The organism is Brunnivagina elsteri CCALA 953, from assembly GCF_002289455.1.
Taxonomy (GTDB): Bacteria; Cyanobacteriota; Cyanobacteriia; order Cyanobacteriales; family Nostocaceae; genus Brunnivagina; species Brunnivagina elsteri.
On the sequence record NZ_NTFS01000019.1, the window covers coordinates 1 to 26,984 of the forward strand.

A 26,984-nucleotide genomic window follows, 5' to 3' on the forward strand; every position below is an offset into this window, starting at 1 on the left:
CATCTACCATGAGTCATTTTGGGATTCTTTGTCCTGCTGCAATCGGTCATCTCAACCCAATGTGTGCTTTGGGTAGAGAATTACAACGGCGCGGTCATCGCGTCACATTATTTCACATGCCCGATATCCAAACTAAGGTACAGAAAGCTGGCTTAGAATTTTACACCATTGGAGAGGCTGAATTTCCGCTTGGAAGTCTACAACCAATGTATAAAAAATTGGGTGAGATGAGTGGATTACCAGCGTTGCGTTTTACAATCGATTGGCTGGAAAAAGAAACAGCTATGCTTTTTCGTGAAGTCCCAGAAGCGCTTTCTAAGGCAAACATAGAAGCCCTATTAGTTGACCAACTAATACCTGCTGGTGGAACCATTGCCGACTTCGTGAATATACCCTTTGTTACTGTATCTAATGCTCTGCTAACTAATAGAGAAGAAAGAGTTCCACCCTATTTTACGCCCTGGAGCAACAATCAAGCTTGGTGGTCTCGTAAGCGAAATCAAGTAGGTAACTTTTTGCTTGACCGTTTATCACTAAAAATTTGGGATTTAGTAGTAAATCAACGTCGTCGATGGAATTTACCACCTTATATCAAGCGTGAAGATGCTGTCGGTAAACTGGCTCATATCTGTCAGTTACCTGCTGAGTTTGACTGTACCTAAGCTGCGAGACACTATTAAGCGCGTACTAACAGAAGACTCTTACAAAAAGAATGCCCTAAGGTTACAAGAGGCTATCCGTAGTTCGGGAGGGCTAAATAGAGCAGTTGATATTATCGAACACGTAGTGTCTACTAATCAGCCTGTTTTATCTAGTCAAACCTAATAGGTTGCGATCGCATTATAAAACTTTTTCACTAAACACTAAGGAACGTGGATTAAATAAAGTGCAAAATTTGGTTCAAAACTTTTTTAATTACGCAGGTTAGCCGATGAGCGAAAATTGTAAGTTAATAAATTCACGTTCCTAAGTAAGTCGCTGGGGAAATATATAACTATTTCATTGGATAGCTTACTTCCACGGAATGCTACGCGAGGGTTTAGGTTCTTTTATATTTTTTTACATAGTTATGTTTATTTAAGGCATCTTACTTATTTATATTTTTTCGATATATCTCAACTACTTCCTCACACCACAATGATTCTTTAACAAATTCCATACCGATTTTTTCTAAAACTCTGATAGATGCTTTATTCTCAGGATAGACAATTCCCAATACATACTTTAATTTCAACGTATTCAAAGCATATTCTAAACAAGCTATAGCTGCTTCTGTTGCTAAACCTTGTCCCCAAAAATTTGGGTCAAATCGATAACCTAATTCATTTTCGTGTTTACCTTCTATTTCTTCAACTGCAATTCAACTATAACCAATTAATTGACAAGTTTGACGCTCAATTACTGCCCATTTTCCATATCCCCGTTCAATATAGGAATCAATAAAGGAAGCCATTTTTGCGGCTGTTTGTTCGATGGATATTGAACCTGTTGGAGAAAAGTGCATTACTTCTGGTTTCGCGATAATTGTTGCTAATTCTGTCACATCTGCTGGTGTAAATTCCCTCAATATTAAACGGGGAGTTTCGACAATTGCATTTATTTGTTTGCTGCCATCACTATTCTGAGAATAATTCGACATACTATTATGTTAAAGGGGGTAAGGGAAAAGATATAAAAATAAACCTGATTAGGACACAGAGAAAGAAAAAAAAATTGATAGATGTTATTTAATATTAATCTGAATAAAACCAACTAAATTAATGTTCATTCACTTCATAAATCCACATTGCTTGGGTATTCCCTGCTTTAACAAAACCGCACTTTTCATAAAATGAAATTGCTTCATTGTCTGCCACTAAAACTTGCATGTGGAATCCTTCGTACTTCTTGGTTAACATATTGACTAACTCTGTACCGATACCTAGCCCTTGGTAATCTGGGTCTACAAGCAAGTGGGGATAATAAACTACTAAGTGTCCATCGGAAATAGCATTACCTATCCCAACCAAGCGCTTACCATCCCATGCTGACACTAGGTAGTGGGAATTAATTAGGGCTTGGTATAGCAGTTGTGGTTTTCTTACTGATGACCAACGGTTAACTTTATACAGTACGACAACTTGGGCTGCTTCGATGTCTCGTGTTTCCGAAAATGTGATTGTCATGGATATTATCTAGCCGTCATTTTTGATAGCGCTGGGGAAAAAGCGCAAAAAGGAAGTCGGGTTATATTAAACCCAAAAAAATCATTTTCTGCAACATTTACGATAATTTAGGAAATAACTACATTAATTAATACCTAAGAAATAATATTTACTAAGTATTATCCCAGCTTGCTGCAACTTCTAGCGCTGCTGCTACTACTCGATAATGTTCGTCTTGCTGGAGTTTGGCAATGAGTTCTTTTGCTTGAGATTGCTGGGAATACTGTAATGCGATCGCTGCTTCTGCGAGAACACTATCATCTTTTTCGTTTTCGAGGATATTTTGTAATGCTTGAAAGGAAGCTGCATTTTTGTGGTTTCCCAAACCGATGACAGCTAATCTACGCAATCCAAAATCATTTTCCTTGGCAAGTTTGTTTAATATTGCGATATGCCTCCGGCATTAAGCTTCGCTTATCGCAACCTCTGGGGGAAATTCTGCTAGTTCGTCTAAAGCTGCTTTGCGTTGGTTTAGTGCTTCTGCACGCAAGTTTATTTCAATTTTTTCGATTGGAGTTTGAGTCATTTGCTTTAGTTTAATTTATGTTTATTACGATTGAAGGAATTGCTGCTATACAGTAATGGTAGTTGCGGGAAAACAAGACTTATACTTTCTCGTAATATATTCTTTTTTGGTTACTATCGTACTATGTATACTAAGAACGGGTTAAGAATATACTTTCAAATACCTTAAAAGTTTTTAGATGCTACCCTGCGGGAACGTGGAACGTACCTTCGTCAGCATGACAAAGGTTTATATTCTATCCGTTTTGAGTATAGTTTGGCGAATTAGTTCGGTAAACCTCATCACCTATTTTCGTGAAATCCTCTTGAAAGTTAAGCTATCTAAAACAAATGCTTCATAACTGCCTATGTACGGTAAACTTCAGTACTAAGTTTTGATTAATGTTGGTTACAATCAAAGTAAGAAAGAGTAAATTAAAAACAACCAAATCCAGCAAAGCAAGAAAACTTATTGAGGAGACAGCAGAATGCAAAATTCATTTGATTACGATAAACGTAAGTTGCTATCCGCTCTATGTCATGGGGCTATTTTCTTTAGCACTACATTATTTTCGATTGGAGTTCCAATTATAATTAATATAATTTCTGATGACCCAGTTGTTAAGAGTAATGCCAAAGAATCTATGAACTTTCACCTAAATGTTTGGTTCTGGGCTACTTTAATTGGTGTTCCATTGGCTATTATATCTTTTATTACTTTTGGTTTAGGCGGAATTTTATTCTTCCCTGTTGTTGCCCTTGGGTTTGCGATTCATTGGGGTTTGACAGTATTGGCGTTATTACATTGTTTTAGCCAACCTGATGAGGCTTTCCGCTATCCGTTTATTTTTAGAGTTTTTTAATTAATTCGTAAAATATTAAGTTGAGATTCCCGCTTCTTTGGATAAGTTGGGAATCTTTAGTTTTTTGTTTTATTGGATATATAAAAAAATCGGTTTGATATCCCTCAATTATAAAATTTTGGGATATTAGTCTCATATTAAGGGACTTTTAGAAAATAGAATATTCCAAGTTACAGATTTATCTATCACTCGTAACTAAGGGTGGGAAAACCCCACCCCTACGTATATTATCAAAAATCAAACCGGATTCCTATATTTAATTTTCACCTAAAATTAGAACTTTCAAATCTTCAACTAAACTTGCTAATAAATTCGCTTCATCTACTTGTAATGAAACCCATGCATTAGGGTTTGTTTTTGGATAATGTCTATCGTCAAATATTGTTTGTCCGTTGGTAAATGTACCTTGGGTTTCCACTTCTACCCTCGCACGTTGTAAGAGTAATGTTTCTGGGTAACAAAGATAAGCAATAGTTGCCGCATCGTGAACTAAAAAACCTTTTATTCCTTCAGTTTGACGGTAATTTAAAGAACTTTCGGTGAGAAAATTATTTAATTCCAAAATAAATTTAGCAATCGGATTTTGAGGATTGACTTGAGAAACATCTTTTGCCATTTCTGGAGTAAAAATTAATTGACTGGTGATATCCAAAGGTAATATCACAATATCATTACGACTATTAAAAACTACCTTTGCCGCTTCAGCATTAAAACCAATATTAAATTCAGCATGGGATGTGACATTTCCTGATACTCGAAAAGCACCACCCATAATGATAATTTCCTTAGCCTTTTTAAGGATACCAGGAGATTTGGTTTCGGCTGCTGCTAAATTAGTTAAAGGCGCGATCGCAATTAAGGTGATTTCCCCTGGTTCGGCATTTAACTTCTCAATTATCAAGTCATCAGAAGTCGGTGCAGTGCTATATTTATGTTTTCCTGCTGGTAAAGTTGCCGCTAAACCACCCATCCCATCAACACCGTGAATATAGGCAGCATCTTCAATTTCTGCTGATGTAAATATTACCCCTTTGCCAATTTCTATTTGTGCAAACCCTGTTAAACCTAATACTTGACTCGCACATTCAAAGGTAACATTTGCATTCACATTACCCTGTGCGGTTGTGACTGCAACTAGCTCCATAAACCCTTGTTTTACCAAGCTTAAAATCCAGAGGAGGGCGAAAATATCATCACCACCTGGATCGGTATCTAAGATAATTTTCAGACGATTATACATTAAGTATTCAAGATACATTTATACTATAGCCGCGATGTGACACAATCAGAAAAGTGTTTAGCTTCATTCTGACTCGATGTCTTCAAGCAACCCATCCCCCGATTCTACACTCCAACGCTTGCGGGAAGTAAGGCATTTACTGCTACGACTCCACAAAGCGTTACTTGACTCAGAAAGGATAGTATATGAACAAGTGTACGGACAAATCCAATCGAACGGTGAGTTTTTAAGGCTAGTCATTGGACATGAGTGGTTCAACTGGTTGCATCAGATTTCACAGTTAATTGTCCGCATCGATGAAGTCTTATTTGCGAAGGAAGCTATAGCGATCGCAAAGCCAAGCGAACTTTTAGCACAAACAAAAGACCTACTTCAACCCGATAATGAAGGTACAGATTTAGGACAACGCTATTTCCACGCTATCCAACGCGATCCAAATATCGCATTAATGCATGGAGAATTATCCCAAATGCTAGCAGAACGTTAGGGATTTCTGGAAAATAAAATATTAATATATCGCAGAGAGACGGGATATATCGCGTCTCTACATTTTTAAATTCCCAATCCCAATATCCAATCCCCAATTCCCAATATCCAATCCCAATATCCAATCCCCAATTCCCAATCCCCAATCCCCAATTCCCAATTCCCAATTCCCAATCCCCAATCCCCAATCCCAATGATTAAAATCCTTCATCTATCTGATATCCATATGGGAAGCGGTTTCACACATGGACGTGTGAACCCAGAAACAGGATTAAATACCCGTTTAGAGGATTTTGTCCGCACGCTGTCGGTATGTATCGATCGCGCGATCGCAGAACCTGTAGACTTGGTTATATTCGGTGGTGATGCTTTTCCTGATGCAACTCCTCCACCATTCGTTCAAGAGGCTTTTGCGTCGCAATTTCGTCGTCTCGTCGATGCTGATATTCCTACGGTTTTATTAGTGGGAAACCACGATCAGCATTCCCAAGGGCAAGGTGGTGCTAGTCTCTGTATTTACCGTACTCTGGGTGTGCCCGGATTTATTGTTGGCGATAGTTTAACTACTCATTTTATCCAAACTCGAAGTGGTCCTGTCCAAGTGGTAACACTGCCTTGGTTGACTCGTTCGACACTGATGACGCGGCAGGATACTGAAGGCATGTCAATGTCGGAAGTCAATCAAATCCTTACAGAAAGGCTGCGGGTGGTTATCGAAGGTGAGGTACGCCGTCTGAATCCTGATGTGCCGACTGTTCTACTTGCTCACCTGATGGCTGATAATGCAACTTTGGGTGCGGAAAGATACTTAGCTGTTGGTAAAGGGTTTACCCTGCCTCTCTCCCTATTAGTTCGCGATTGTTTTGATTATGTGGCTTTGGGACATGTTCACAAACACCAAAATTTGAATAAACAAAATAATCCACCTGTTGTTTATCCAGGAAGCATTGAACGGGTTGATTTTAGCGAAGAGAAGGAAGATAAAGGTTATGTGATGGTTGAACTGGAACGGGGTAATGTGGATTGGGAATTTTGCCCCCTAGAAGTGAGGGTTTTTCGGACTATCGAACTTGATGTTTCCAAAATTGAAGACCCACAAGCTGCGATAATAAAAGCGATCGCGAAACATAATCTTGAAGATGCGGTAGTTCGATTAATATATAAGCTACGCTCCGAACAGCTAGATTTAATCGAAAATTCGGCATTGCACGAAGCCTTAAGCAAAGCCCATACCTACACCATTAATCCCGAATTAATCAGTCAGCTTGCACGTCCTCGCATTCCCGAACTAAGTGCAAGTAGCAGTATAGACCCAATGGAAGCATTAAAAACTTATTTAAATAATCGTGAAGATTTGAAAGAAATTTCCATAAAGATGCTAGAAGCTGCAAATAATTTAATGTCGGAAAATGAAGAAAATTGGCAGGAAGTTACAGAAAGCGATAATTCTTCGCAAATGGCAAATACCTTGTCAGCAGTTGGGAATGATACCCAATTAAAGCTTCTTTAGGAATGTGGATTTTCCTCCCCCTTTATTGCTGTTGTGTTAACGCTAGTTTTATTTGCAGAAACCCGGTTTCTCTCCCATGAGACATCTCTAATTAGTACGAAAAACCTAGAAACCGGGTTTCTCTAACCCACATAAACCCCTAAAAAGCATTATTCTCAATGTTCTCGAACTCACGTTATTTTAACGGAGCGTAACGTACCATTTCATATTCGAGCAAAATTGCATGTTATTAAATTCCCGTTCCTTAGCTTAATGTAATCATGCATATCAAAAGACAACTCCACCAATTCGTAAGTAAAAATTGCCGCGTCATATTCTCTGAATTCCGTAAAAAACGCAAAAAAGACGGATTTTTATCGATCGCTTCAAAAAAATTACGTATGATTTATGTATAGTAGTCAAGCATTACGCCATACTTTACATTGAAGATGGCTAATGTTTCTTTTTGTAATAATTTTTCGGATTTTGAGAAAAAAATTTTATTTCGTGGTATGGTTATTTTATATTTTTAAATTTAAAGTTGATTATTATCATAATCGGATATCATTAAAATTTTTTAGATCAAGCCACACTCCCATTATAAAATGTCAACCTTATTCAATTAATACAAAAAATCATATCAGTAAATAAATCAATTTTTTTTGTGTTGTAGCCAGTTTAAAAATTGTCCTTAACTCAATCAACCCAATTATCTGATAAAAAACGCCATCAATTGGTTAGAGATTTGTGACAATTGTAATATTCATCTTTATAGCAGATTAATTAATTGGCTGCGATGAAGATGATAGCAATTGTTATCAGGTTGACTTTGACCTTATATGTCCCTCTATCCCCAAATCAAAAAATTTTTGCTTGGTAAAACCCTACCGACGAGCGCACATTCTGAGGAAAGGTTGAGTAATGCAGCAGCACTTGCTGTTTTGTCTTCCGATGCGCTGTCTTCAGTTGCATATGCGACGGAAGAGATTTTGCTGGTTTTAGTAGCTGCGGGAACTGGTGCTTTGGCTGTATCTATGCCGATCGCAGTGGCAATTATTTTGCTACTAGTCATAGTGGTACTATCTTATCGCCAAACCATCCGTGCTTATCCTAAAGGTGGTGGTTCCTACATTGTCGCAAGGGAGAACCTGGGTTTATATCCGGGAGTTGTGGCAGGTGCATCATTGATGATTGACTATATTTTGACTGTAACAGTGAGTATTTCTGCGGGTACTGCTGCACTTACTTCCCTAGTTCCTCAGTTGCGTCCATTTACAGTAAGTCTTTGCTTGATTTTTATTTTCTTATTAATGCTGGCAAATCTTCGAGGTGTAAAGGAATCAGGAAAAATATTCATGATTCCAACTTATGCTTTTATTGTCAGTGTTTTTATCTTGATTTTTCTCGGTTTGTTTAAACAAGCTAATGGGTTTGTTCCCGAACCTTATCCACCGATTCCGGTTGCAGAAGGACTCACTTTGTTTTTTGTTTTGAGAGCTTTTTCGGCTGGATGTACAGCTTTGACAGGGGTAGAAGCAATATCTGATGGGGTATTGGCTTTTAAGAAACCAGAATGGCAAAATGCTCGTTTAACATTGCTTTTTTTAAGTGTGATTTTAGGAGTAATGTTTGTCGGCATTACTTACTTAGCCAATATTTATCATATTATTCCCAAATTTGGAGAAACCTTAGTTTCTCAGTTGGGTAAGATGATTCTTGGTCAGGGATTATTTTATGGTTTTCTGCAAATTGTCACATTACTGATTTTAATACTGGCAGCAAATACCAGTTATGCAGATTTTCCCCGACTTTGTTACTTTTTGGCACGTGACGGCTTTTTACCTCGACAATTAACCCTGTTGGGAGAACGGTTAGTTTACTCGAATGGAATTATTTTGTTGAGTGTCTGTGCGGGAATTTTAGTAGTAATTTTCAAAGGTGATGTTAATGCTGTGATTCCTTTGTATGCGGTAGGTGTTTTCACTTCATTTACCCTCTCGCAAGCGGGAATGGTGCGTCACTGGTTTAACGAAAAGGGTTCAGGATGGTTTGCGAGTGCTTTGATGAATGGTTTAGGTGCAGTTGCTACCTTGGTAGTGTTGGGAGTGATTGTATCCACTAAGTTTAAACTTGGTGCTTGGATGGTGGTTGTAACTGTACCAATTTTAGTAACGCTATTTATGGCAATTCGCAGTCATTATATACATGTGGCAGAACGTCTCAGTACCCAAGAATTAGAACCTCGCAGCTATATACCTAGAATCAAACCGGAAGTTGTTACCCATCCAGCAGTGGTGGTAGTTGGACAACTCAACCGAGGAACAGTGGAAGCATTGGATTATGCACGTAGTATTGCAGATGAAATAGTTGCGGTTCACGTTGATATTGGTTCGACAGATCGGGATAAGTTACAACAACAGTGGCAAAAATTAGAGTCTGATATTGTTTTGGAAATTATTGATTCACCATATCGTTCTTTAATTGAGCCGATTTCGGATTTTGTGAGCGAATTTGAAGTTCAACATCCTGGTGTTTTCACAACTGTAATTATTCCTGCTTTTGTTACCCGCAATTGGTGGGAAAGTATTTTGCATAATCAAACGACTTTATTCTTGAAAAGGGCTTTATTAGCTAAAAAAAGTCGAGTTGTCGCGACGGTAAGGTATTATCTTTAGGGAATGGGGCATTGGTCTAGGATGTTGATTTTGATATCTTTTGATAGTCAAAGTTTATGCAAATTTAGTTTATATGGTAGGGCGAACAGCCGTTCGCCCTTACAATATTCGATAAGTTCGGACTTATACTGCGAACTGCTTTAATCTTGACTAATATAGAACCCCTCTCCATAGACGCGGAGCGGCTACCTTTGGAAGTCACTTCGTGCCTACCCGCAGGGTACCTCTCCGTTGGCGTAAGCCTGCCGTCAGGCATAGCGGAGAGAGGCTTATAGATTAAACTAAAAAGTCCAGATTTTAAGCATTTTTAGTATAAGTAGTAAGACAGAATTAATTACACAGCATCATTCCACACCAATTGAGGAAAAATAAAGCGATCGCTCTACTTTTCCTCTTTTGAAAATTATGAGCAGCAATGGAAAAATGCCAACGAAAAACATTGAAATTAATACAACATATATCAAAATACCTAATAACGACTTACAAATCGACGCTTACTTAGCACAACCAGCTAGTAAAGGAACATTTGGTGCAGTTATTGTTTTCCAAGAAATCTTTGGTGTAAATGAGAATATTCGGGATATTACCGAATTAATAGCACAACAGGGATATATTGCGATCGCACCTGCAATGTATCAACGTATTGCCCCCGGTTTTGAATTTGGGTTTAGCGAAAAAGATATTGGCTATAGTCCAGAAGCTTATCAGCTTGGTTTGGAATATTATCAACAAGTTAAGTATCAAGAAATACTTAGCGATATTCAAGCTACGATTACCTATCTCAAAACTTTACCCAATGTAAAAACTGATTCCATTGGCTGTATTGGTTTTTGTTTTGGTGGTCACGTTGCTTATATGGCTGCAACTTTACCAGATATCAAAGCTACAGCTTCATTTTACGGTGGTGGAATTACAACAAGTTCTTATGGAGAAGAAATACCAACATTGAATCGAACTAAGGAAATCAAAGGTACTATTTACGCTTTTTTTGGTACGAGAGATTCATTAGTTTCCCAGGAAGAAAATCAAAAAATCGAGGCAGAGTTACAGAAAAATCAAATCAATCATCGTGTATTTCGATACGACGCAGGACACGGATTTTTTGCTGGATTCTTCATCGATAAGTATCCATTTTTAGCACAGAATCCAAGTTTAAATAAAGAAGCTGCAATTGATGCTTGGCAACAGGTTATCGAACTGTTTCAAAATAAATTGTAGGTCTATTAGAGAATGTTTATAAATAAAATTATGTCATTCTGTAGCTTGCTTCCCGCAGGGTGGAACGTACGCGCTGAGTCGCAAAGCGACACGCTGCGCGAACACTGCGCTAGCGCTCCGGTCAGCATGACAGTTCAAGGCTTTTAAAGCTTAAGAATTATTTAATAAGCACGCTCTTAGGGAACACCAAGAAATAAATCCTCCAATATTGTAGGGGTGGGGTCTCCCCACCCTTATGCATGATACGGTTGGTAAATATACAATTTGGAGATTTTATTTTCTGGAAGTCCCTTGCTGTGTCTCCATTTTTGAAGACTTCGGTATAATCATAGTCAATACGCGTAAATACTAGTATCAAATTTGGCTATGGAATGGTTAGCGGTATGGGGTATTCAAACTGCTGTGGGGTTTCTGTTTACTCCTGTAATGCAGAAATTCGCTGAGGATTTGAGTAAGGATTTGCTCAAGGATATCCTCAAAGATGTGATTAAGGGTTTACCGGGGAATATTCTTCAGTCGCTCAAAAAAGAGGACATTGATATAGCTGTTGGTAAAGCGATCGCAGAATTTTTGAAAATTCTCCAGCATGAATTAATTGCTGCTGATTTAAGCGATGATGATGTTAAACAATATAATTCGTCTTTAACTAAGTTTCTTCGTATCGATGAAGTTCAAGACATATTAGGCAGTGCTTTCGATCCTGAATGTGAAAGTATTGATACTCAAAGGTTAGAAAAAATTTGGTATGACCAAAATTTATTAGCATTTCCAGCAGATTTTGATTGGAAACGGTTAAATAAACCCTATATCAAGAAAGTTAAGGCTATTATTCGCGAGTCAGATGAATTAAGGAATGTATTTGATTCCCATCAAATTGAGAAAACAGCAAAGAATACTCAAGAATTGGTTGGTGTTCCTATCGATTTTGATTTACGATGCTATCAAGAAAGTATTCGTCAAAATTATGGTCGTCTAAATTATGGTCGTCTAAAGTTAGATTCCCTCGATGCTAGCGGTTCGGCATATAACGAACTGAGATTACAGCAGGTTTTTATCCCTCAAAATGTGCGTGAATGTGTGGAGATTTTACCTCACGTATTTGAGCGGAGTAAGGAATATCAAAAATATCTCCAAGAAACGGGTAAAGAAACAGAAAATGTGGATATAAAAGAGTTGGAACGCTATCAAAAAAGCTATATCGAAGCGCCAATTCGTTCTGTAATTGATATTATTAACGAAAAGCTAAATCGTAACTATTTAGTTATCTTAGGTGATCCAGGTGCAGGAAAATCAACTTTATTACAATTTTTGACGCTAAATTGGGCAGAATCGAAATTAACTAATTACTTTAATCAAGCAATTCCGATATTGATTGAATTGCGTACTTATGCACGACAATTTAATGAGAACCGTTGTAACAACTTTCTTGGATATTTACATGATGTATCGGGAAGAATTTGTCATTTAAATCAATTAAAATTACACGATGAATTAAAAAAAGGTAATGCTTTGGTAATGTTTGATGGGTTGGATGAAGTATTTAATCCAACTCAACGGGAAGATATTATTAACGATATTATTCGCTTTACCGATGAATATCCCGATGTACAGGTAATCGTGACTTCTCGCGTCATTGGTTATAAAGATGAACGATTTCGTAATAGTAAATTTCGTCACTTGATGTTGCAGGATTTCGATGATGAGCAAATTCAGGATTTCATTAATAGATGGCATCAATTAACCTTTAATGACAAAACCGATGCAGCAGATAAAAAAGCACGGTTAGAAAGGGGAATAGAGCGCAGTAAAGCGATTAAAGAACTCGCAGGGAATCCGCTATTATTAACGATGATGGCAATACTCAACCGTCATCGGGAATTGCCACGGGATAGAAGCACATTGTATGAGAAAGCATCGGAAGTATTGTTACAACAATGGGATGCAGAAAGAAATTTAACTAATGTAAAAATGTCTCGGTTTTCGATTGATTTAAATGACAAACAAGCGATGTTGCGGGAAGTTGCTTATCACATGCAGGCAAATGAAAAAGGCTTGACGGGGAATTTAATTAATGGCAATGATTTACAGCAGATTTTTCAAGGGTATTTAGAAACTATTGGAAATACAAAGCTTGATGCCAGGGAAGCGGCAAAAGTTTTAATTGAAGAGTTGCGTCAGCGTAATTTTATTTTGTGTCATGCTGGTGATAATTATTATGCCTTTGTTCATCGGACATTTTTAGAATATTTTTGTGCTGAAGCTTTTCGTGAGTTATTTGAAAGTAAGAAAGAATTGACTTTAGAACAACTTAAAACTGAAGTTTTTGGTCAGCATTGGCATGATGAAAGCTGGCATGAGGTATTACGGTTAATTGCTGGAGTAATTAACGTTAAATTTGTTGCCGAGATTATTGATTATTTGATGGGGATTGATGGGGAAGGGAAGAAGTTTAGCAATTTATTTCTAGCAGCAGGATGTTTGGCTGAAGTTAGAGAAAGGAAAAATCGGGATATTTATGCTCAAGATAGAAAGTTGTTTGCAGTTATTAATAATTTAACTGGTTATGGGTTTTATCGCGATGATATTGATATTGTTACCTACAGCGAGGATGATTCTGATGAAGTGCATGAGTATGATGATAATAAAAAGGTTACAGAAATTCGGACTTTGGCAGTAACAACTATAGTTACCACATGGAACGATGACCCCGATACCCTACCCTGGTTGAAACAACTAGCTCAAACTGATGATGACTCGTCTGTGCAACGTGCTGCGGTACAGGAATTCGCTCGCAATTACAAAGATAATCCCGATACTCTATCCTGGTTGAAACAATTTGCTCAAACTGATGACAACTTTTATGACAATCATGCCATTTTTGATTTTAGTTTTTATAAAAACAACTTTCCTGTGCGACGTGTTGCTGTAGAGGAATTAGCCCGCATCAAGGATGATCCTGACATCCTACCTTGGCTAAAACAATGCGCTCAAACTGGACATAATTGGAATGTGCGACGTACTGCGGTAAAGGAGTTAGCCCGCAATTACAAAGATGACCCCGATACTTTACCCATCTTGAAACAAATAGCTCAAACTGATGATGATGAGTCTGTGCGAGGTGCTGCGGTAGAGGAATTAGCCCGCAATTTCAAAGATGATCCCGATACTTTACCCATCTTAAAACAACGCGCTCAAACTGATGATGATGAGTCTGTGCGACGCGCTGCGGTAGAGGAATTAGCCCGCAATTACAAAAATGAAGCAGGAATTTTGGAATTATTTTGCCATGTTGCAATTAATGACCCATTTCCAACTAGTTCAGATGAATTTTTACGTCACTTTAAAACCAATCCTCGTCAAACTGCACTGGAGTTAATTCTCAAACATTACCCCAAACATCCACAGGTATTGTCGCTGTTACGCGATCGCACCCAAAATGACCCCGATGAAAAATTGCGGGAATGGGCAAAGAAACAGTTACAGCGATTGGAAGCGAAAAACTAATCTCAATTTCCCCGACTTCTGACGCAATCAGGCGATATTCTTCAAAGAAGTGGAATGAATGCGATCGCATCCAAGTTATCCGATCGCGTCTCTAATTTTTTCCGAAGATGTCTATTTATCTTAATTAATTCAGTATAAATACTCATTGATATCTGAGTCTTTAGTTGGTTGATGCTTATGCACTGTTCCCAAAATATAAATTGGAATGTTAGCCTGAAGTATCAAATTTCACATTGAATTTTGAGAAATTTTTGAGAAACTTGGTTCTTTCTAATTCTATATTTATGTTGAAGTTAGTATCTGCCACTTTAATCGCGACAACGCTGCTATTAGGAGCGTTTGAGAATCAAAATATAGCTTCGGCTCAAACCTGTGCCTCGAAGTGCGGTAAACGTCCACTTCAGTTTGTCCCCGGTCAATTAGTCCGTGTGGAAGTTGTAAATAGCACTCCAAGGACGTTGAAATTACAGAAGGTGGAATCTTCTGATTTTATTCAAATTCAACCTGGACAAGTATTGAAGTTCGAGCAAGCACAGGTAACGGAACCAAATATGTCTCTGCTGTTTTGGGATGAGACAGGAAGAGCATTGACTGCAAAGCTCTCGAAACCGAATGTAGCGACGTTGCGGGTTGAATTGCGTCCTAATTGGTATCAACCAGGCGATCGCTCGGTTTATTTGCGCGATGATGGAATAGTTAATGTTTTATAAGATGTAGCAAAAGTTAGGAGTTAATTGGCAAGAGTTATGAGTTAATGGTTAAGGGTTAATGCTGAGGAGTGGGGAGTTACATATAGATATAAAAACCGCAGATAACCGCAGATAAACGCGGATAAATGCGGATAAAGAGTCTACTTTGCTCAAATTTAAATTTCTGTAACTCATAACTCATAATTCCCATAAAGACGCGATATATCGCGTCTCTACATTCCTAATTCCTAACTTTATTTTTGATGTTTAATAAATCTACTTCTCCTTCACCGATAAATAATAGCCGACGTTTACCCAATCAACGCTGGTACATATATCCGCAAAAGCCCGATTTAGCTCAGGAATTAGCCAATAAATTTAATTTATCGCCGATTATTAGCCAATTATTAATCAATCGCGGGATTGAATCAGCAGAACCCGCACAAATCTTTCTAGAACCGGAATCTCTAAATTTACCTTCACCATTAGTTGATTTTCCCGATTTAGCGCTGAGTTTAGAACTTTTGCAAACTGCGATCGCATCCCAAACTAAAATCGCTATTTGCGGTGATTACGATGCTGATGGCATGACTAGTACGGCTTTATTATTACGTAGTTTACGCTGGTTGGGGGCACAGGTTGATTATGCGATTCCTAGTCGAATGCACGATGGTTATGGTATCAATAAACGCATTGTTGAAGAGTTCCATAAAGAAGGTGTCGAGTTAATTCTGACTGTAGATAACGGTATCTCTGCATACGAACCTGTCGCCCGTGCCCGCGAACTTGGTATAAAAGTTATTATCACAGACCACCACGACGTTCCCCAAAAATTACCCCCAGCCAATGCCATACTAAACCCCAAACTCATCCGCGAAGATTCCCCCTATCGTGGTGTCGCTGGTGTGGGTGTTGCTTACATTTTGGCGGTTTCCCTCGCGCAGCAACTCGGACAAGCTAATTCTGGCATTCTCAAGCCGATGCTGGAGCTTTTCACTTTGGGAACTATTGCAGATTTAGCACCTTTAACAGGGGTTAACCGTCGTTGGGTTAAACGTGGTTTGCAGCAGTTACCCAAATCAAAACTAGCTGGAATTCAAGCTTTGATTCAAATGGCTGGTGTTGGAGTCGGGGAAATTGCCAAGGGAAACACTGAGAAGGAGAGGCAAGGAGAGAATCATAAATACTCTAACTCTATTCCCAATGCCCAATCCCCAATGCCCACTGCCCAATCTCAATCTAAAAATCCCAAATCATTAAAACCCGAAGATATCGGTTTTCGTCTTGGACCCCGAATTAATGCGATTGGCAGAATATCTGATCCACAAATTATTATAGAATTGTTGACAACTGATGATATGGGAATCGCGCTGGAACGAGCAATGCAGTGTGAAGGTGTTAACGCTCGTCGTCAGGAAATGTGTCAGCAAATTGAACAGGAAGCGATCGCAATTGTTGAAGAAAATTTTCTCCTATCTCTCAAGGATGACAGGGTATTAGTTGTAATTAACAATGGCTGGCATCATGGTGTAATTGGGATTGTGGCATCACGGTTAGTCGAACGTTACGGTGTGCCTGTATTTATTGGGACATACGAAGAAAATGGAGATATTCGCGGCTCGGCACGAAGTATTCCCGAATTTAATGTGTTTGAAGCGCTAGAATTTTGCCACGATTTGCTCGGTAAATACGGTGGACATAGAGCAGCCGGAGGTTTTTCTATACCTGCTGATAATTTAGCAGAAGTGCGAGACTCCAGGGAGTCGCTGTTGCGAACGCGTCTATCAGAATTTGCGAATCAATGTCTCGAACTCCAACATCTCAAACCCCTGATTAAAATTGACGCATTAGCAAACCTTAATCAAATCGATCGGGTACTTTACCAGCAACTGAATACATTAGAACCCTGCGGTATCGAAAACCCCGATCCAGTATTTTGGACTCCCAATGTCCGCGTCGTCGAACAAGCCACCATCGGCAAAAATCATATTAAAATGACTTTAGCCCAAACCATCGATAATGTACGTTACACAATCAAAGCGATCGCATGGCGATGGAAAGAATATTGTCCCATACCAGCCTATATTGATATCGCCTACAAACTGCGCGAAAATACCTTTAATGGGGAAACCAACATCGAACTCGAAATAGTCGGTGCTAGACAACCAAATCAAGCCCCAAAAGCTCTACTATCATTAATATCAACATCCAACAAACGAGGCATCACTTTTACACATCAAAATCGCCAATATACCTGCGGTATCTACAAAAACGGTTCCACACAGGAACTGAGAATTAAAAATTCCGAAGCTAAAGTTTTAGCAATACCACAAAGCGGTAATATCGGACTTCTGGGAACTAGCCGTCAAGACGCAAAAGAGGTTGATATTTCTCAACCCCCTTACGACAGCATTGTTCAAACTGCAATTCAAGCTTTAAATAGTAGTGAACATATTTAACGTTGACAAAAACTATTACAAATCCCCATTGCGGAAAGCCAGAAGGAAAATAACGATTGGACCAGCTAACACGATTAGAGCAATCGAAGTCAACTGAAAAACCACTTCCCAATTAATGTTTCCCAAAGCCTCAAACATTTATTTCCTCCAAACTTGTCTTAAAAAGTTAAATAACACAGTTACGTATCCTAGAATCTAATCATATCCGGCTATATGCGATCGCTTTTAATTTACTTAACAAAACTATAAGAAAATATAACATTGATTTCCCAATCCCCAATCCCCAAATAATAAAATCATGGCTACTTGGCAATGTATAAAAAATTGCGGTGCTTGCTGCAATCTCAATCCTGAAGAACGTCCAGACTTGGACTTATATCTAAATCCAGAAGAATTAGAAGAATATCTCAGTATGGTTGGCGAAGGTGGATGGTGTATCAACTTAGACCAAGAAACCCGCGAATGTCAGATTTATGAAAAGCGTCCGCGTTTTTGTCGAGTGCAAAGCGACGTATTCGAGGAAATGTACGGAATTGAACCCGAAGAACTAAACGACTTTGCCATAGATTGCTGTCGTCAGCAAATCGAAGGAGTTTATGGCGATCGCAGTTTGGAAATGTTGCGGTTTGATAAAGCAGTGGGGATTTAGCGGTATAACTTATTGGTTGTAATTGTGTAGTGGCAACTGAGCGATAGCCTGCTTTATATTCTATTAGCAAGACTGCAAATACTTTATGATGAAAATTATTTATAGATCAAAGTAAAAAGATATGGTTAGTTTTAGTCCTTTGATAAGTTCTCCAACTGACAGTTCTAAGCTTACTTACAATGTGCTGATTGAAAAAAAGCAAGATGGCACATTTAGGGCAGTCATGTTGGGACTATTAGATTGTAAAAGCTCAGGTAAAACTGAAAATGAAGCTGTGGAAAAATTACAACAACTTTTGCAAGCACGTTTGAAAGACTCAAAAATAGTTACTGTCACAATTGAATCTCCTCAACTTGAATCTGCCCAAATTGAAAACCCTTGGACGAAAATAGCTGGTATGTACAAGGATAATCCACTCGTTGACGAGGTAATAGCTGAAATAGAAGCAGAACGCTATCAACTTGACAAAAAAATGGAAGAATATTATGAGCAACTCGATATAGAGGATGAGTTAGGGTGACATTAATATGGGTGCTGGATACAGATCATTTATCACTTCTTCAAAGAGAACATCCAAATGTAAAACAGCGTTTCAATGAAATGAATCCTGCAAATTTGACCATAACAATAGTGACATTGGAGGAGCAAACTAAAGGATGGCTGAACGTTATTAATAAATATAACGACCAACCTTCCCAATCTGAAAAACTGATATTTGCTTACAAAGGATTAAGAGATAGAGTAGAATACCTTAATCAGCTCAATTTGCTTGATTTTGACCAACTTGCTTACAACTTTTATAGAGAATTAATTAGTCAAAGAATTCGTATTGGCACAAGAGATTTACGTATTGCCGCAATTACACTTTCCATAAACGGTATTTTGGTTACACGCAATACTAAAGATTTTGCAAAAGTGCCTCATTTACAAATAGAAGATTGGACAATAGCTTAATGCGATCGCAGTTTGGAAATGTTGCGGTTTGACAAAGCTGTGGGGATTTAGGTCTATTCCCCAGATAAATTGGGATGCTCCCCATCGTAGAGAAGTTTATAAAGATGAAAGTTAGGAGTTAGGTAACTCGCACTTAGGAAAGGGTGAATATTCGAGATGCGATCGCATGATTTAAGTAATGAAGCGGGGAATACTTGATTTCTGATACATCTTCTGATAAAGGCGTGAATTATAGTTTTTTAATTGCTAGATAAAATTGCTATACCAGTGATGAAAACTGTCACATGTTCTTAGTTCGGAATGTTACTTGTATTTAACAATAGGTGAAACATTAAATACATAGCCCATCAGCCTTGTAGATGTGATTGACAATACAAAGTTAAGATGAAAATAGCCGTAAAACTGGCTAGCATAATTGTGTTGCTTTCGTAAATCAAGTTTCAGTGTATCGATTTTACAAGTATTTCCGGAATCAGGGTGCTTTGTCAGAAAAAAGAAACAAGAGTGACTAAGTAACCAACTCATGACCCACCACATGATCGGTAAAGTATTACAAGGACGTTACCAAATCGTCCAAAGCCTCGGTGCTGGGGTATTTGGACAGACATATATAGCTGTAGATGTTGACCACCCAGAAAATCCGAAGTGTGTTATCAAACAGTTAAAAGTGACTAATTCCCACCCAAGCCATTTGGATACATTGAGGTTGCGGTTTCTAACGGAGACGCAAACCCTGAGACAGTTAGGACACCACAATCAGATTCCCGAATTGATTGCTTGCTTTGAAGAACACGAGCGCTTTTATTTAGTGCAAGAGTTTATTGAAGGACATTCACTCAGTGCTGAACTGCCTTTGAATCGCAGTTTTGGCTATTTCTGGGGTGAAAATGAAGTAGTTCGATTTTTGATCGATGTTTTAGAGATTCTCGATTTCATTCACTCCCAAGGTGTGATTCATTGCGATATCAAACCTGAGAATTTAATTCGACGGGTAAGTGATGGAAAATTAGTTTTGATTGATTTTGGTTCGATTCAACCTGTTGATTTTGGTTCTGATTCGGTATTACCAATTTATCGAATTCCGGTAACTTCCTTGGGATATATTCCACCAGAGCAATTTATCGGTCAAACCAAACCCAATAGCGACATGTATGCATTGGGAATGATTGCGATTCAAGCTTTAACGGGGTTGACTCCGTTACAGTTGAAAGTCGATCCCAAAACTAATGAAATTAATTGGCTTTTGCCTCAATTACAGATTAGTGATTATTTGGCTGCTGCGATTACTCAAATGATCCGTTACGATCATCAACTACGACTTCAGTCGGTATCGGATGTATTATACGTGTTGCGACAAATGCCAATGGAAGAGCATCTTCACACTGTCGAAGCTGAATATACGGTGATTGAGGAAACCAAAAATTGGTACGCACCAGTCAATAATAGTTTGGATTTGGAAAAATCTAAACCCTCACCATTGCTTACAGGGGTAAGAGTGGGATTACTGGCAAACTCAGTAGTCATGGGATTTGGTGTATATTCCTTACTCAATAGTTCTCCTGCATATTCGGAAACCGAGACTTTATATAAAGCGACGGAAGAATATCAATCTGGGGATTTGGATGGTGCGATCGCACTGGCAAAGTCTATCCCTTCCCACAGTAATGTTTATCCTGAAGCCCAAGCAACCATTCAAGAATGGCAGCAACAATGGCGGGTAGCGGCAGAAAAGTATAATCATGCTGAAAAAGCCATGTCTGATGGAAAATGGTCTGAGGTATTGCAAGCTGCACCTCAAGTACCGGATATATTATATTGGCAATCTAAAACCGATCGATTAGTTGCACAAGCAAAAGGCAAAATTGAAGTTCAAGGAAAGGATTTATTAGCTAAAGCTTATGAAAAAGCTGCTGCGAAAGATTTTAATACCGCATTAACTTATCTCAATCAAGTACCTAGACAACCTGAAACCAATGGAGTTGTCGAACAAAAAATTGCTGAGTACACCGAAAAACATCAAGTTCGTGCCGCATATCTGTTACAGGAAGCTTACAACAAAGCAAGCGATCGCGATTTTGCCACTGCGGTAAAATTCCTTGAACAAATCCCTAATGATGCCTATGTATACACAACTGCACAAGCAAAGCTAGTTGAATATACTCAAAAGCAGCGCATCGCTAGCGAAGGACAAAAAATAGCAACATCAAAAACATCAACTATTTTGAATAATCTTAAGACTTCGCCATTGGTGATACCAAGTAATATGAAAAACTCATTTATTCGTGGTGAGTCTTCTACCAAACTCCAAGATTTTCAACCTGGTGATTTAATGCAGGAAGTTAATATTCGGTAATTGGGCATTGGTAATTGGGAATTGGGAATTGAGCATTGGGAATTAGCAAGGAAAAATAACTCCTAACTCCTATTAAGCATTATTTTGAGGATTCGATGTCACTCCTGAATCCTCTTTTTTTATTATATCTTTTGGTGTCACTAACTTTGATTTTGCTTGGTTAAGGGCATTAATTGCTTGCTGATAATCTGGTTTAATTTTAATAGCTTTTTCATAGGATGTTATAGCGTCTTGAAATCGCTGTAAATTTAAGAATGCATTTCCGCGACTGTACCAACTTTCATAATGGTCTGGTTTATATCGAACTGCACGATTATAAGAGGAAATTGCCTCATCATATCGCTTTAAATTATAGAGTGAATTCCCGCGACTATACCATGCTTGGTAAGCATTACGTTTAATTCCAGTAGCTTTATTAAAAGAATCTACCGCTTCTTGATAACGCTGTACTTGATGTAATGACCAACCGAGACTATACCATGCTTGATAGTTATTGGGACTATATTTAACTACTTCATTGAATGAATCAATTGCTTCCGGATATCGACTCATTTTTAGTAATACATTTCCCCGTGAAAACCAAGCTGAAGAAAAATCTGGTTTAATTTGTACTGCTTTATCATAGGCATTATATGCATCTTGATAGCGCTGTAAATTAACTAGAGCGTTACCTTTACCATACCAAGCATTTTCATAACTGGGTTGATATTCAATTGCGCGATCGTAAGATTTTATCGCATCATCATAACGCTTTAAAGTATGTAACAATTGCCCTTTATTGTACCAAGGTAGGGTATAATCTGACTTTAAATCTACAGCTTTATCATATGATTTTATTGCATCATCATAGCGCTGAATTTTGCTGAAAACTTCACCTTTTGCATTCCATATTTCCGCATCTTTTTCCTGTATTCCCAAAGCCTTATCATAGGAGCTAATTGCTTCATTATATCGATGTAATTTAGCTAATGTGAACCCTCTACCGCGCCAAGCATCAAAGAATGTTGGGTTTAATTGAATTGATTTATCATAAGCAATCAAAGCATCTTGATATTTTTTTAATTCATATAAAGCTTTGCCTTTTCCATTCCAAGCATCAGCATAATCACCGCGAATTTCAACCGCTTGTTCATATGTGTTTAAAGCTTCTTGATAGCGTTGTAAATCGTATAATGTATTTGCTTGTTTGTAGAGTTCTGCGGAATTAGTGGATTTGATTGCATCTAAAACAAAAAAAACACCAGTTGTAATTACACCAATTAAAGCAATCCCTGTAAATGATTTGATTGCGATCGCTCTTTTATTGATGGGTTTAGCTGGTGATTTCGATTTAAAATTTACTGGTACTAAAGGAGACGCAGGAGCTAACGCGATGGTTACTGAAGAAGAACTATTACTTAAGCTTAAACCTTTTAGTGCTTGTAATGCTTCCCTTGCTGAAGGAAAGCGATCGCGAAAGTCATATTGCACCATTTTATCGATAATTTTTGCAAATTCTGGAGTTACATTTGCTTGCTGCCAAGTAATTTCATTAGTATCAATGTCATGTTCAAATTGTTCTGGTGATAAACCCGTAAGTGCTTGAATGGCAATTATCCCAATCCCATAAATATCGCTACTTAACTTTGGATTTCCCATAGCTTGTTCGCTAGGAATATAGCCTGGAGTACCGATAGCAACTGTAAACTTTTGGCTTTGATAATTGACAATATTTGTCGTAATTTGTTTAACAGCACCAAAATCAATTAAAACTAATTTATTATCTAATTTGCGTCTGAGAATATTCCGGGGATTGATATCACGATGAATAACTTGTTTTTGATGAACAAATTCTAAAATTTCTAAAATTTCTTGTAAAAATAAAATTACTTCTTCTTGACTAAATACTTTTCCTGGTATTAACTCATTACTAAGGTCATTACCCTCAATAAACTCCTGTACCAAGTAAAATTCTTGATTTTCCTCAAAATAAGCCAAAAGTTGAGGAATGCGGCACATAGAGGCAGTTAAGCTTTGGCGATCGCAATTTCCTAACTGGTATAATACTTGAGCTTCTGTATTAAATAATCTCCTGGCTGTTTGCAAGGTTTCTGGATCATTCGACTGTGGTTTAAGTTTCTTGACAACACATTGTGGTGTACCCGGAAGTTGAGTATCACAAGCAATATAAGTTTCACCAAATCCTCCACCACCAAGGTTACTAATGATTTGGTAACGTCCAACTAGTGTGTTTCCCAACATTTGGTTACAGTGTGTGTGATACATCTAATTTTAGTATTAACATTTTAATTTTGACACAGGTTAAGGGGAAAGGGGAAATTAGCCACGTTCAACTATTAACTATTAATAATTAACAAACCTAAAATCTAAGATTAAAAATATTGTCAATAAAATATAATTCAATAAAAGATGAGACATTCCACCGGAATGTCTCTACGAAAATCCAAAATCCAAAATTCAAAATCCAAAATCCAAAATCCAAAATCCAAAATCAATATGATTCCTATTGGCGATAATATATTTTTGTTTGCACATAAAAAGCCTTATATCACATATGTTTTGATTGGAATAAGCATTGGTTTATTTTTATGGGAACTGAAATTAGAATTAGGAAATGGACTTGGGAATGAACTTGGATATACCATTAATCATTTAGGGTTAATACCAGCTGGTATTACTAATGCGATCGCAGCAGCAATATCAGGGAATTCTGCCGCATGGGTTGCTGTAATAATGTCTTCGACGGGAATTTTCACAGGAATGTTTCTACATAGCAGTTTTGCTCAAATCTTGGGGAATCTACTGTTTTTATGGGTTTTTGGGAATACACTCGAAAAAATTATTGGTCATTGCCAATTTTTATTAATTTACCTAACTGGAGGAATATTAACAGGTTTATTGCAAGTTTTAGTCGAACCAAATTTGACTGTACCCTTAATTGGTGGAAATGGTGCGATCGCATCTATTTTAGGAGCGTATATTTTCAAGTTTCCCAAAGTCAAAATAGATTCAGTTTTGCCATTATTAGTCGTATTTATTCCTGTACAAATTCCTGCTTTCTATTATCTATTTTGGTGGTTCATACAACAATTTTTTTACGGCATTGGTAGCTTAAATATTCCTCCATCTGGTGCAAATCAATTTAGCATTGCCTACTGGATGCATGGGATTGGATTATTATTTGGTGCTGGATACATGAGAATTTGCAAAAAACGTTAATCAAAAAAATGAACTAAAAAAAATTAATTAAAAAAATAATATTCATATCCCTGAATTTTTGAATAAGTCAGAGATATTATATAAATACTAGTCGCACGTGCAGCATAAACGTCATGACAGGCACCATACCATCTAAAATTAGCTTAACATTACCAACCCAGCTAGATTTACCATACGACGACGACACAAACATGGAAAGCCAAAGACATAAAGTCCAAATGGAATTATTAATTGATACTTTATCGCTTTGGTTTAACCAACGGGAAGACGGTTTCGTTGGTGGAAATATGTTTGTATACTATAGTGCGGAACAATTACGCAATAAAGACTTTAAAGAACCAGATTTTTTTGCAGTACTAGATGTACTGGCAAGGTATTTATAAAGGTGTAAATACAACTTGGTTACGCTGGTCAACTTTAGACGGACAATTATTACTAAGTTCTGAAGAAATTGCAGAACAAGAACAACAACGTGCAGAAAAGGAAAAACAACGTGCAGAACAAGAAAAACAACGTGCTGATAATGCCGAATTGCAATTAAAACAAGTTGCAGCAAATTTATTACAGCAAGGAATGAATGTACAACAGGTTGCAGGATTAACAGGTTTATCTGAGTTGGAAATTAATCAATTAAATAATTAATTCTTAGTAAGAGAACCCCACATAAAGAAATGCTCAAGTCATTCTGTTGCTTGCATTCCGCAGAATAGAATTTCATACAGATGTTTCGTTCCAGATGCTTCGTTCTAGATGCTTCGTTCCACCCTGCGGGTAGACGCGCAAGCGGCTTCTGTAAGTAGCAAGCTACAGCATGACAACACAGGATGATTCATTTTGTGAGCATTCCAATTTTGTTTTTAAACATTTGGGATGCTCTCTGTTTTCGTGGGCTTTGCAACTAAAGCTAACGCTTGTGCGATAACTTTTGAATCTACACCAACACGATAAGAATGTTCAGTAATATGCTGTTTCCATGCACGAGTTCCAGGTTGTCCAGCAAATAATTGCAACATATGACGGGTAATTTTATTCAATTTCAATCCTTTCGCTGCCCATTTATCTATATAAGGAAACATCGCTTCCACGACTTGATGACGTGTTAGTGAAACTGTATTTTCACCGTAAAATTCCGAGTCTGCTACTGCAAAAAGATAGGGATTATCATATGCTGCACGTCCAATCATTACAGCATCAACAAATTGCAATTGTTCGCGGATTTGTTCTAAATTTACTAATCCACCATTGATTTCAATAAATAAATCGGGAAATTCGACTTTGAGACGATGTACGTCAGCATAGCGCAAAGGTGGAACATCACGATTTTCTTTGGGACTTAATCCTTTTAACCAAGCTTTGCGAGCATGAACATTAAATATTTTACATCCAGATTCAGCAACTATACTGATAAAATTTGCCATATCTTCATAGCGATCGCACTCGTCAATTCCGATTCTATGTTTAACACTAACGGGAATATCCGCAGCCGTAATCATTGCCGCAACACATTCCGCCACTTTTTGTGGTTGTGCCATTAAACACGCACCAAAATTCCCATCTTGAACGCGATCGCTCGGACAACCTACATTTAAATTTATCTCGTCATAACCCATTTCTGCGGCAATTTTGGCACATTCTGCGAGTTCTTTGGGTTTATCTCCCCCAACTTGCAAAACTAGCGGTTTTTCTTCTGGTGAAAAGCCTAAAAGTTTCTCTCTATCTCCATGCATGATTGCCGCAGTCGTCACCATTTCGGTATAAAGCAAGGTTCTGCGGGTTATTTGTCGCATAAAATACCGATAATGACGATCGGTTCTATCCATCATTGGTGCCACACTCAGAGGATAGTAGCTCGATCTGGTTGAAGTTTTTGATTTAAATAAAGTTGTTTCGTTCATTCTTTTGATGGTAGCTTCGCTTATCGCTCTTCTGAAAAACCCAATCTCATCGCCAATAGTAAGGGTAATCAGGAAATTCTTGCAATCTGGGGGTTGCAAATCGTCAGGAATATTGAGAAAATGAAAGAAATATGAAAAATATCTAGTAAAAAAAATTCTACTTGTGAAAATTGAATCAGCAGCACATACAGTAACAAACTCCGCGATGTCTAGCGACAAGTCCCTTCGGGTCAACGCAACGATTGAGACAACCCAATCTACCATCGTTGAGACTTCTAGCAAAAAAGAATCGATTTGGGTCACATTTGCGACTACATTTTTAACTATTTTTTTGGCGGAGATAGGCGATAAAACCCAGCTATCAACACTTTTAATGAGTGCAGAGTCCCATGCCCCTTGGGTAGTTTTCCTGGGTTCGGCAGCAGCTTTAATCACAACAAGTTTGTTAGGTGTGCTTTTGGGTAGTTGGATAGCTACTAAACTGTCTGCGAAAACAGTAGAAAAAGCTGCGGGTATCATGTTGTTATTTATTTCCGTAATGCTTTTTTGGGATGTGATTATTGGATAGTTTCAGAAGTCAGTA

25 protein-coding genes and 1 pseudogene are annotated in these 26,984 nt (G+C 37.9%); 17 read left to right on the forward strand and 9 right to left on the reverse strand.

Translation table 11 applies throughout. The annotated features are described in order from the left end of the window. Window positions 1-662 (forward strand): glycosyltransferase (locus CK510_RS03080; RefSeq protein ID WP_245911823.1); only part of this gene is annotated, 662 nt, incomplete at its 5' end. A 425-nt stretch (window positions 663-1,087) separates the two neighbouring features. On the opposite strand, the pseudogene CK510_RS03085 reads toward CK510_RS03080, so the two are convergent. From CK510_RS03085 to CK510_RS33845, 4 genes and pseudogenes are all read right to left on the reverse strand, one after another. Further along, a pseudogene (locus CK510_RS03085) lies at window positions 1,088-1,639 on the reverse strand (GNAT family N-acetyltransferase). A 118-nt stretch (window positions 1,640-1,757) separates the two neighbouring features. Next, window positions 1,758-2,165, reverse strand: coding sequence for a GNAT family N-acetyltransferase (locus tag CK510_RS03090; RefSeq protein WP_211293072.1), 408 nt, complete (start codon window positions 2,163-2,165; stop codon window positions 1,758-1,760). 151 nt (window positions 2,166-2,316) lie between these two features. After that, the gene (locus tag CK510_RS32525; RefSeq protein WP_342745925.1) at window positions 2,317-2,595 is read right to left on the reverse strand and encodes a HEAT repeat domain-containing protein; all 279 of its coding nucleotides are present in this window, start codon (window positions 2,593-2,595) and stop codon (window positions 2,317-2,319) included. A 12-nt stretch (window positions 2,596-2,607) separates the two neighbouring features. Next, window positions 2,608-2,730, reverse strand: a complete 123-nt coding sequence (locus tag CK510_RS33845; RefSeq protein ID WP_281256975.1) for a hypothetical protein — start codon at window positions 2,728-2,730, stop codon at window positions 2,608-2,610. A 466-nt stretch (window positions 2,731-3,196) separates the two neighbouring features. On the opposite strand from CK510_RS33845, the gene CK510_RS03100 reads away from it, so the two are divergent. Then, a complete protein-coding gene (locus tag CK510_RS03100) occupies window positions 3,197-3,571 on the forward strand; it encodes a DUF4870 domain-containing protein (RefSeq protein ID WP_095720299.1) in 375 nt (124 codons plus the stop codon). Between the two features lie 256 nt (window positions 3,572-3,827). On the opposite strand, the gene CK510_RS03105 is transcribed toward CK510_RS03100, so the two are convergent. Further along, on the reverse strand, window positions 3,828-4,829 hold the full coding sequence (locus CK510_RS03105; RefSeq protein ID WP_245911824.1) for a nucleoside hydrolase: 1,002 nt from the start codon (window positions 4,827-4,829) through the stop codon (window positions 3,828-3,830). Window positions 4,830-4,887: 58 nt separating this feature from the next. Between CK510_RS03105 and CK510_RS03110 the strand changes: the two genes are divergently transcribed. Continuing rightward, window positions 4,888-5,298, forward strand: a complete 411-nt coding sequence (locus CK510_RS03110; RefSeq protein ID WP_095720301.1) for a hypothetical protein — start codon at window positions 4,888-4,890, stop codon at window positions 5,296-5,298. Window positions 5,299-5,355: 57 nt separating this feature from the next. Here CK510_RS03110 and CK510_RS31410 read toward each other — a convergent pair whose 3' ends face one another. Further along, the gene (locus CK510_RS31410; RefSeq protein WP_158224827.1) at window positions 5,356-5,508 is read right to left on the reverse strand and encodes a hypothetical protein; all 153 of its coding nucleotides are present in this window, start codon (window positions 5,506-5,508) and stop codon (window positions 5,356-5,358) included. On the opposite strand from CK510_RS31410, the gene sbcD reads away from it, so the two are divergent. The 6 genes from sbcD (at window position 5,491) to CK510_RS03140 (ending at window position 17,331) form a co-directional block, all read left to right on the forward strand. Next, entirely contained in the window at window positions 5,491-6,807 is a 1,317-nt protein-coding gene (gene sbcD, locus CK510_RS03115; RefSeq protein ID WP_095720302.1) for an exonuclease subunit SbcD, read from the forward strand. The two genes, CK510_RS31410 and sbcD, sit on opposite strands and share 18 nt — an antisense overlap. An 818-nt stretch (window positions 6,808-7,625) precedes the next feature. Beyond that, window positions 7,626-9,461, forward strand: a complete 1,836-nt coding sequence (locus tag CK510_RS03120) for an APC family permease (RefSeq protein WP_095720303.1) — start codon at window positions 7,626-7,628, stop codon at window positions 9,459-9,461. 423 nt (window positions 9,462-9,884) lie between these two features. Next, window positions 9,885-10,679, forward strand: a complete 795-nt coding sequence (locus CK510_RS03125; protein ID WP_095720318.1) for a dienelactone hydrolase family protein — start codon at window positions 9,885-9,887, stop codon at window positions 10,677-10,679. 366 nt (window positions 10,680-11,045) lie between these two features. Continuing rightward, window positions 11,046-14,183, forward strand: coding sequence for a HEAT repeat domain-containing protein (locus tag CK510_RS03130; RefSeq protein WP_095720304.1), 3,138 nt, complete (start codon window positions 11,046-11,048; stop codon window positions 14,181-14,183). A 284-nt stretch (window positions 14,184-14,467) separates the two neighbouring features. Continuing rightward, window positions 14,468-14,893, forward strand: coding sequence for a hypothetical protein (locus CK510_RS03135; RefSeq protein WP_095720305.1), 426 nt, complete (start codon window positions 14,468-14,470; stop codon window positions 14,891-14,893). Window positions 14,894-15,135: 242 nt separating this feature from the next. Continuing rightward, the gene (locus CK510_RS03140; RefSeq protein WP_095720306.1) at window positions 15,136-17,331 is read left to right on the forward strand and encodes a single-stranded-DNA-specific exonuclease RecJ; all 2,196 of its coding nucleotides are present in this window, start codon (window positions 15,136-15,138) and stop codon (window positions 17,329-17,331) included. Between the two features lie 15 nt (window positions 17,332-17,346). On the opposite strand, the gene psb30 is transcribed toward CK510_RS03140, so the two are convergent. Further along, window positions 17,347-17,469, reverse strand: a complete 123-nt coding sequence (gene psb30 / locus CK510_RS03145) for a photosystem II reaction center protein Ycf12/Psb30 (protein WP_095720307.1) — start codon at window positions 17,467-17,469, stop codon at window positions 17,347-17,349. Between the two features lie 160 nt (window positions 17,470-17,629). On the opposite strand from psb30, the gene CK510_RS03150 reads away from it, so the two are divergent. From CK510_RS03150 to CK510_RS03165, 4 genes are all read left to right on the forward strand, one after another. Beyond that, on the forward strand, window positions 17,630-17,980 hold the full coding sequence (locus CK510_RS03150; RefSeq protein ID WP_095720308.1) for a YkgJ family cysteine cluster protein: 351 nt from the start codon (window positions 17,630-17,632) through the stop codon (window positions 17,978-17,980). 121 nt (window positions 17,981-18,101) lie between these two features. Then, window positions 18,102-18,500: a type II toxin-antitoxin system HicB family antitoxin gene (locus CK510_RS03155; RefSeq protein WP_095720309.1), complete on the forward strand. Its 399-nt coding sequence runs from the start codon at window positions 18,102-18,104 to the stop codon at window positions 18,498-18,500. Beyond that, window positions 18,497-18,934 carry a type II toxin-antitoxin system VapC family toxin gene (locus tag CK510_RS03160; RefSeq protein WP_095720310.1) on the forward strand — a complete coding sequence of 146 codons (438 nt, stop codon included), beginning with the start codon at window positions 18,497-18,499 and terminating at the stop codon, window positions 18,932-18,934. Before CK510_RS03155 ends, CK510_RS03160 begins: the two co-directional genes overlap by 4 nt. A gap of 523 nt (window positions 18,935-19,457) precedes the next feature. Next, window positions 19,458-21,287, forward strand: coding sequence for a serine/threonine-protein kinase (locus CK510_RS03165; protein WP_095720311.1), 1,830 nt, complete (start codon window positions 19,458-19,460; stop codon window positions 21,285-21,287). Between the two features lie 72 nt (window positions 21,288-21,359). Here the strand turns inward: CK510_RS03165 and CK510_RS03170 are convergent, their stop codons facing one another. Then, entirely contained in the window at window positions 21,360-23,528 is a 2,169-nt protein-coding gene (locus CK510_RS03170; RefSeq protein ID WP_095720312.1) for a serine/threonine-protein kinase, read from the reverse strand. Window positions 23,529-23,783: 255 nt separating this feature from the next. On the opposite strand from CK510_RS03170, the gene CK510_RS03175 reads away from it, so the two are divergent. The 3 genes from CK510_RS03175 to CK510_RS34190 all read left to right on the forward strand — a co-directional run bounded on the left by CK510_RS03175 (window position 23,784) and on the right by CK510_RS34190 (window position 25,148). Continuing rightward, on the forward strand, window positions 23,784-24,506 hold the full coding sequence (locus CK510_RS03175) for a rhomboid family intramembrane serine protease (protein ID WP_095720319.1): 723 nt from the start codon (window positions 23,784-23,786) through the stop codon (window positions 24,504-24,506). 113 nt (window positions 24,507-24,619) lie between these two features. Then, on the forward strand, window positions 24,620-24,889 hold the full coding sequence (locus CK510_RS34185) for a Uma2 family endonuclease (protein WP_342745921.1): 270 nt from the start codon (window positions 24,620-24,622) through the stop codon (window positions 24,887-24,889). Further along, on the forward strand, window positions 24,867-25,148 hold the full coding sequence (locus tag CK510_RS34190) for an Rpn/YhgA-type helix-turn-helix domain-containing protein (RefSeq protein WP_342745922.1): 282 nt from the start codon (window positions 24,867-24,869) through the stop codon (window positions 25,146-25,148). The genes CK510_RS34185 and CK510_RS34190 overlap by 23 nt, the downstream gene beginning before the upstream one ends. Before the next feature lie 215 nt (window positions 25,149-25,363). On the opposite strand, the gene dusA is transcribed toward CK510_RS34190, so the two are convergent. Further along, window positions 25,364-26,401 carry a tRNA dihydrouridine(20/20a) synthase DusA gene (dusA, locus tag CK510_RS03185; RefSeq protein ID WP_095720313.1) on the reverse strand — a complete coding sequence of 346 codons (1,038 nt, stop codon included), beginning with the start codon at window positions 26,399-26,401 and terminating at the stop codon, window positions 25,364-25,366. A gap of 163 nt (window positions 26,402-26,564) precedes the next feature. Between dusA and CK510_RS03190 the strand changes: the two genes are divergently transcribed. Next, window positions 26,565-26,969, forward strand: a complete 405-nt coding sequence (locus CK510_RS03190) for a TMEM165/GDT1 family protein (RefSeq protein WP_095720314.1) — start codon at window positions 26,565-26,567, stop codon at window positions 26,967-26,969. Window positions 26,970-26,984 lie beyond the last annotated feature (15 nt).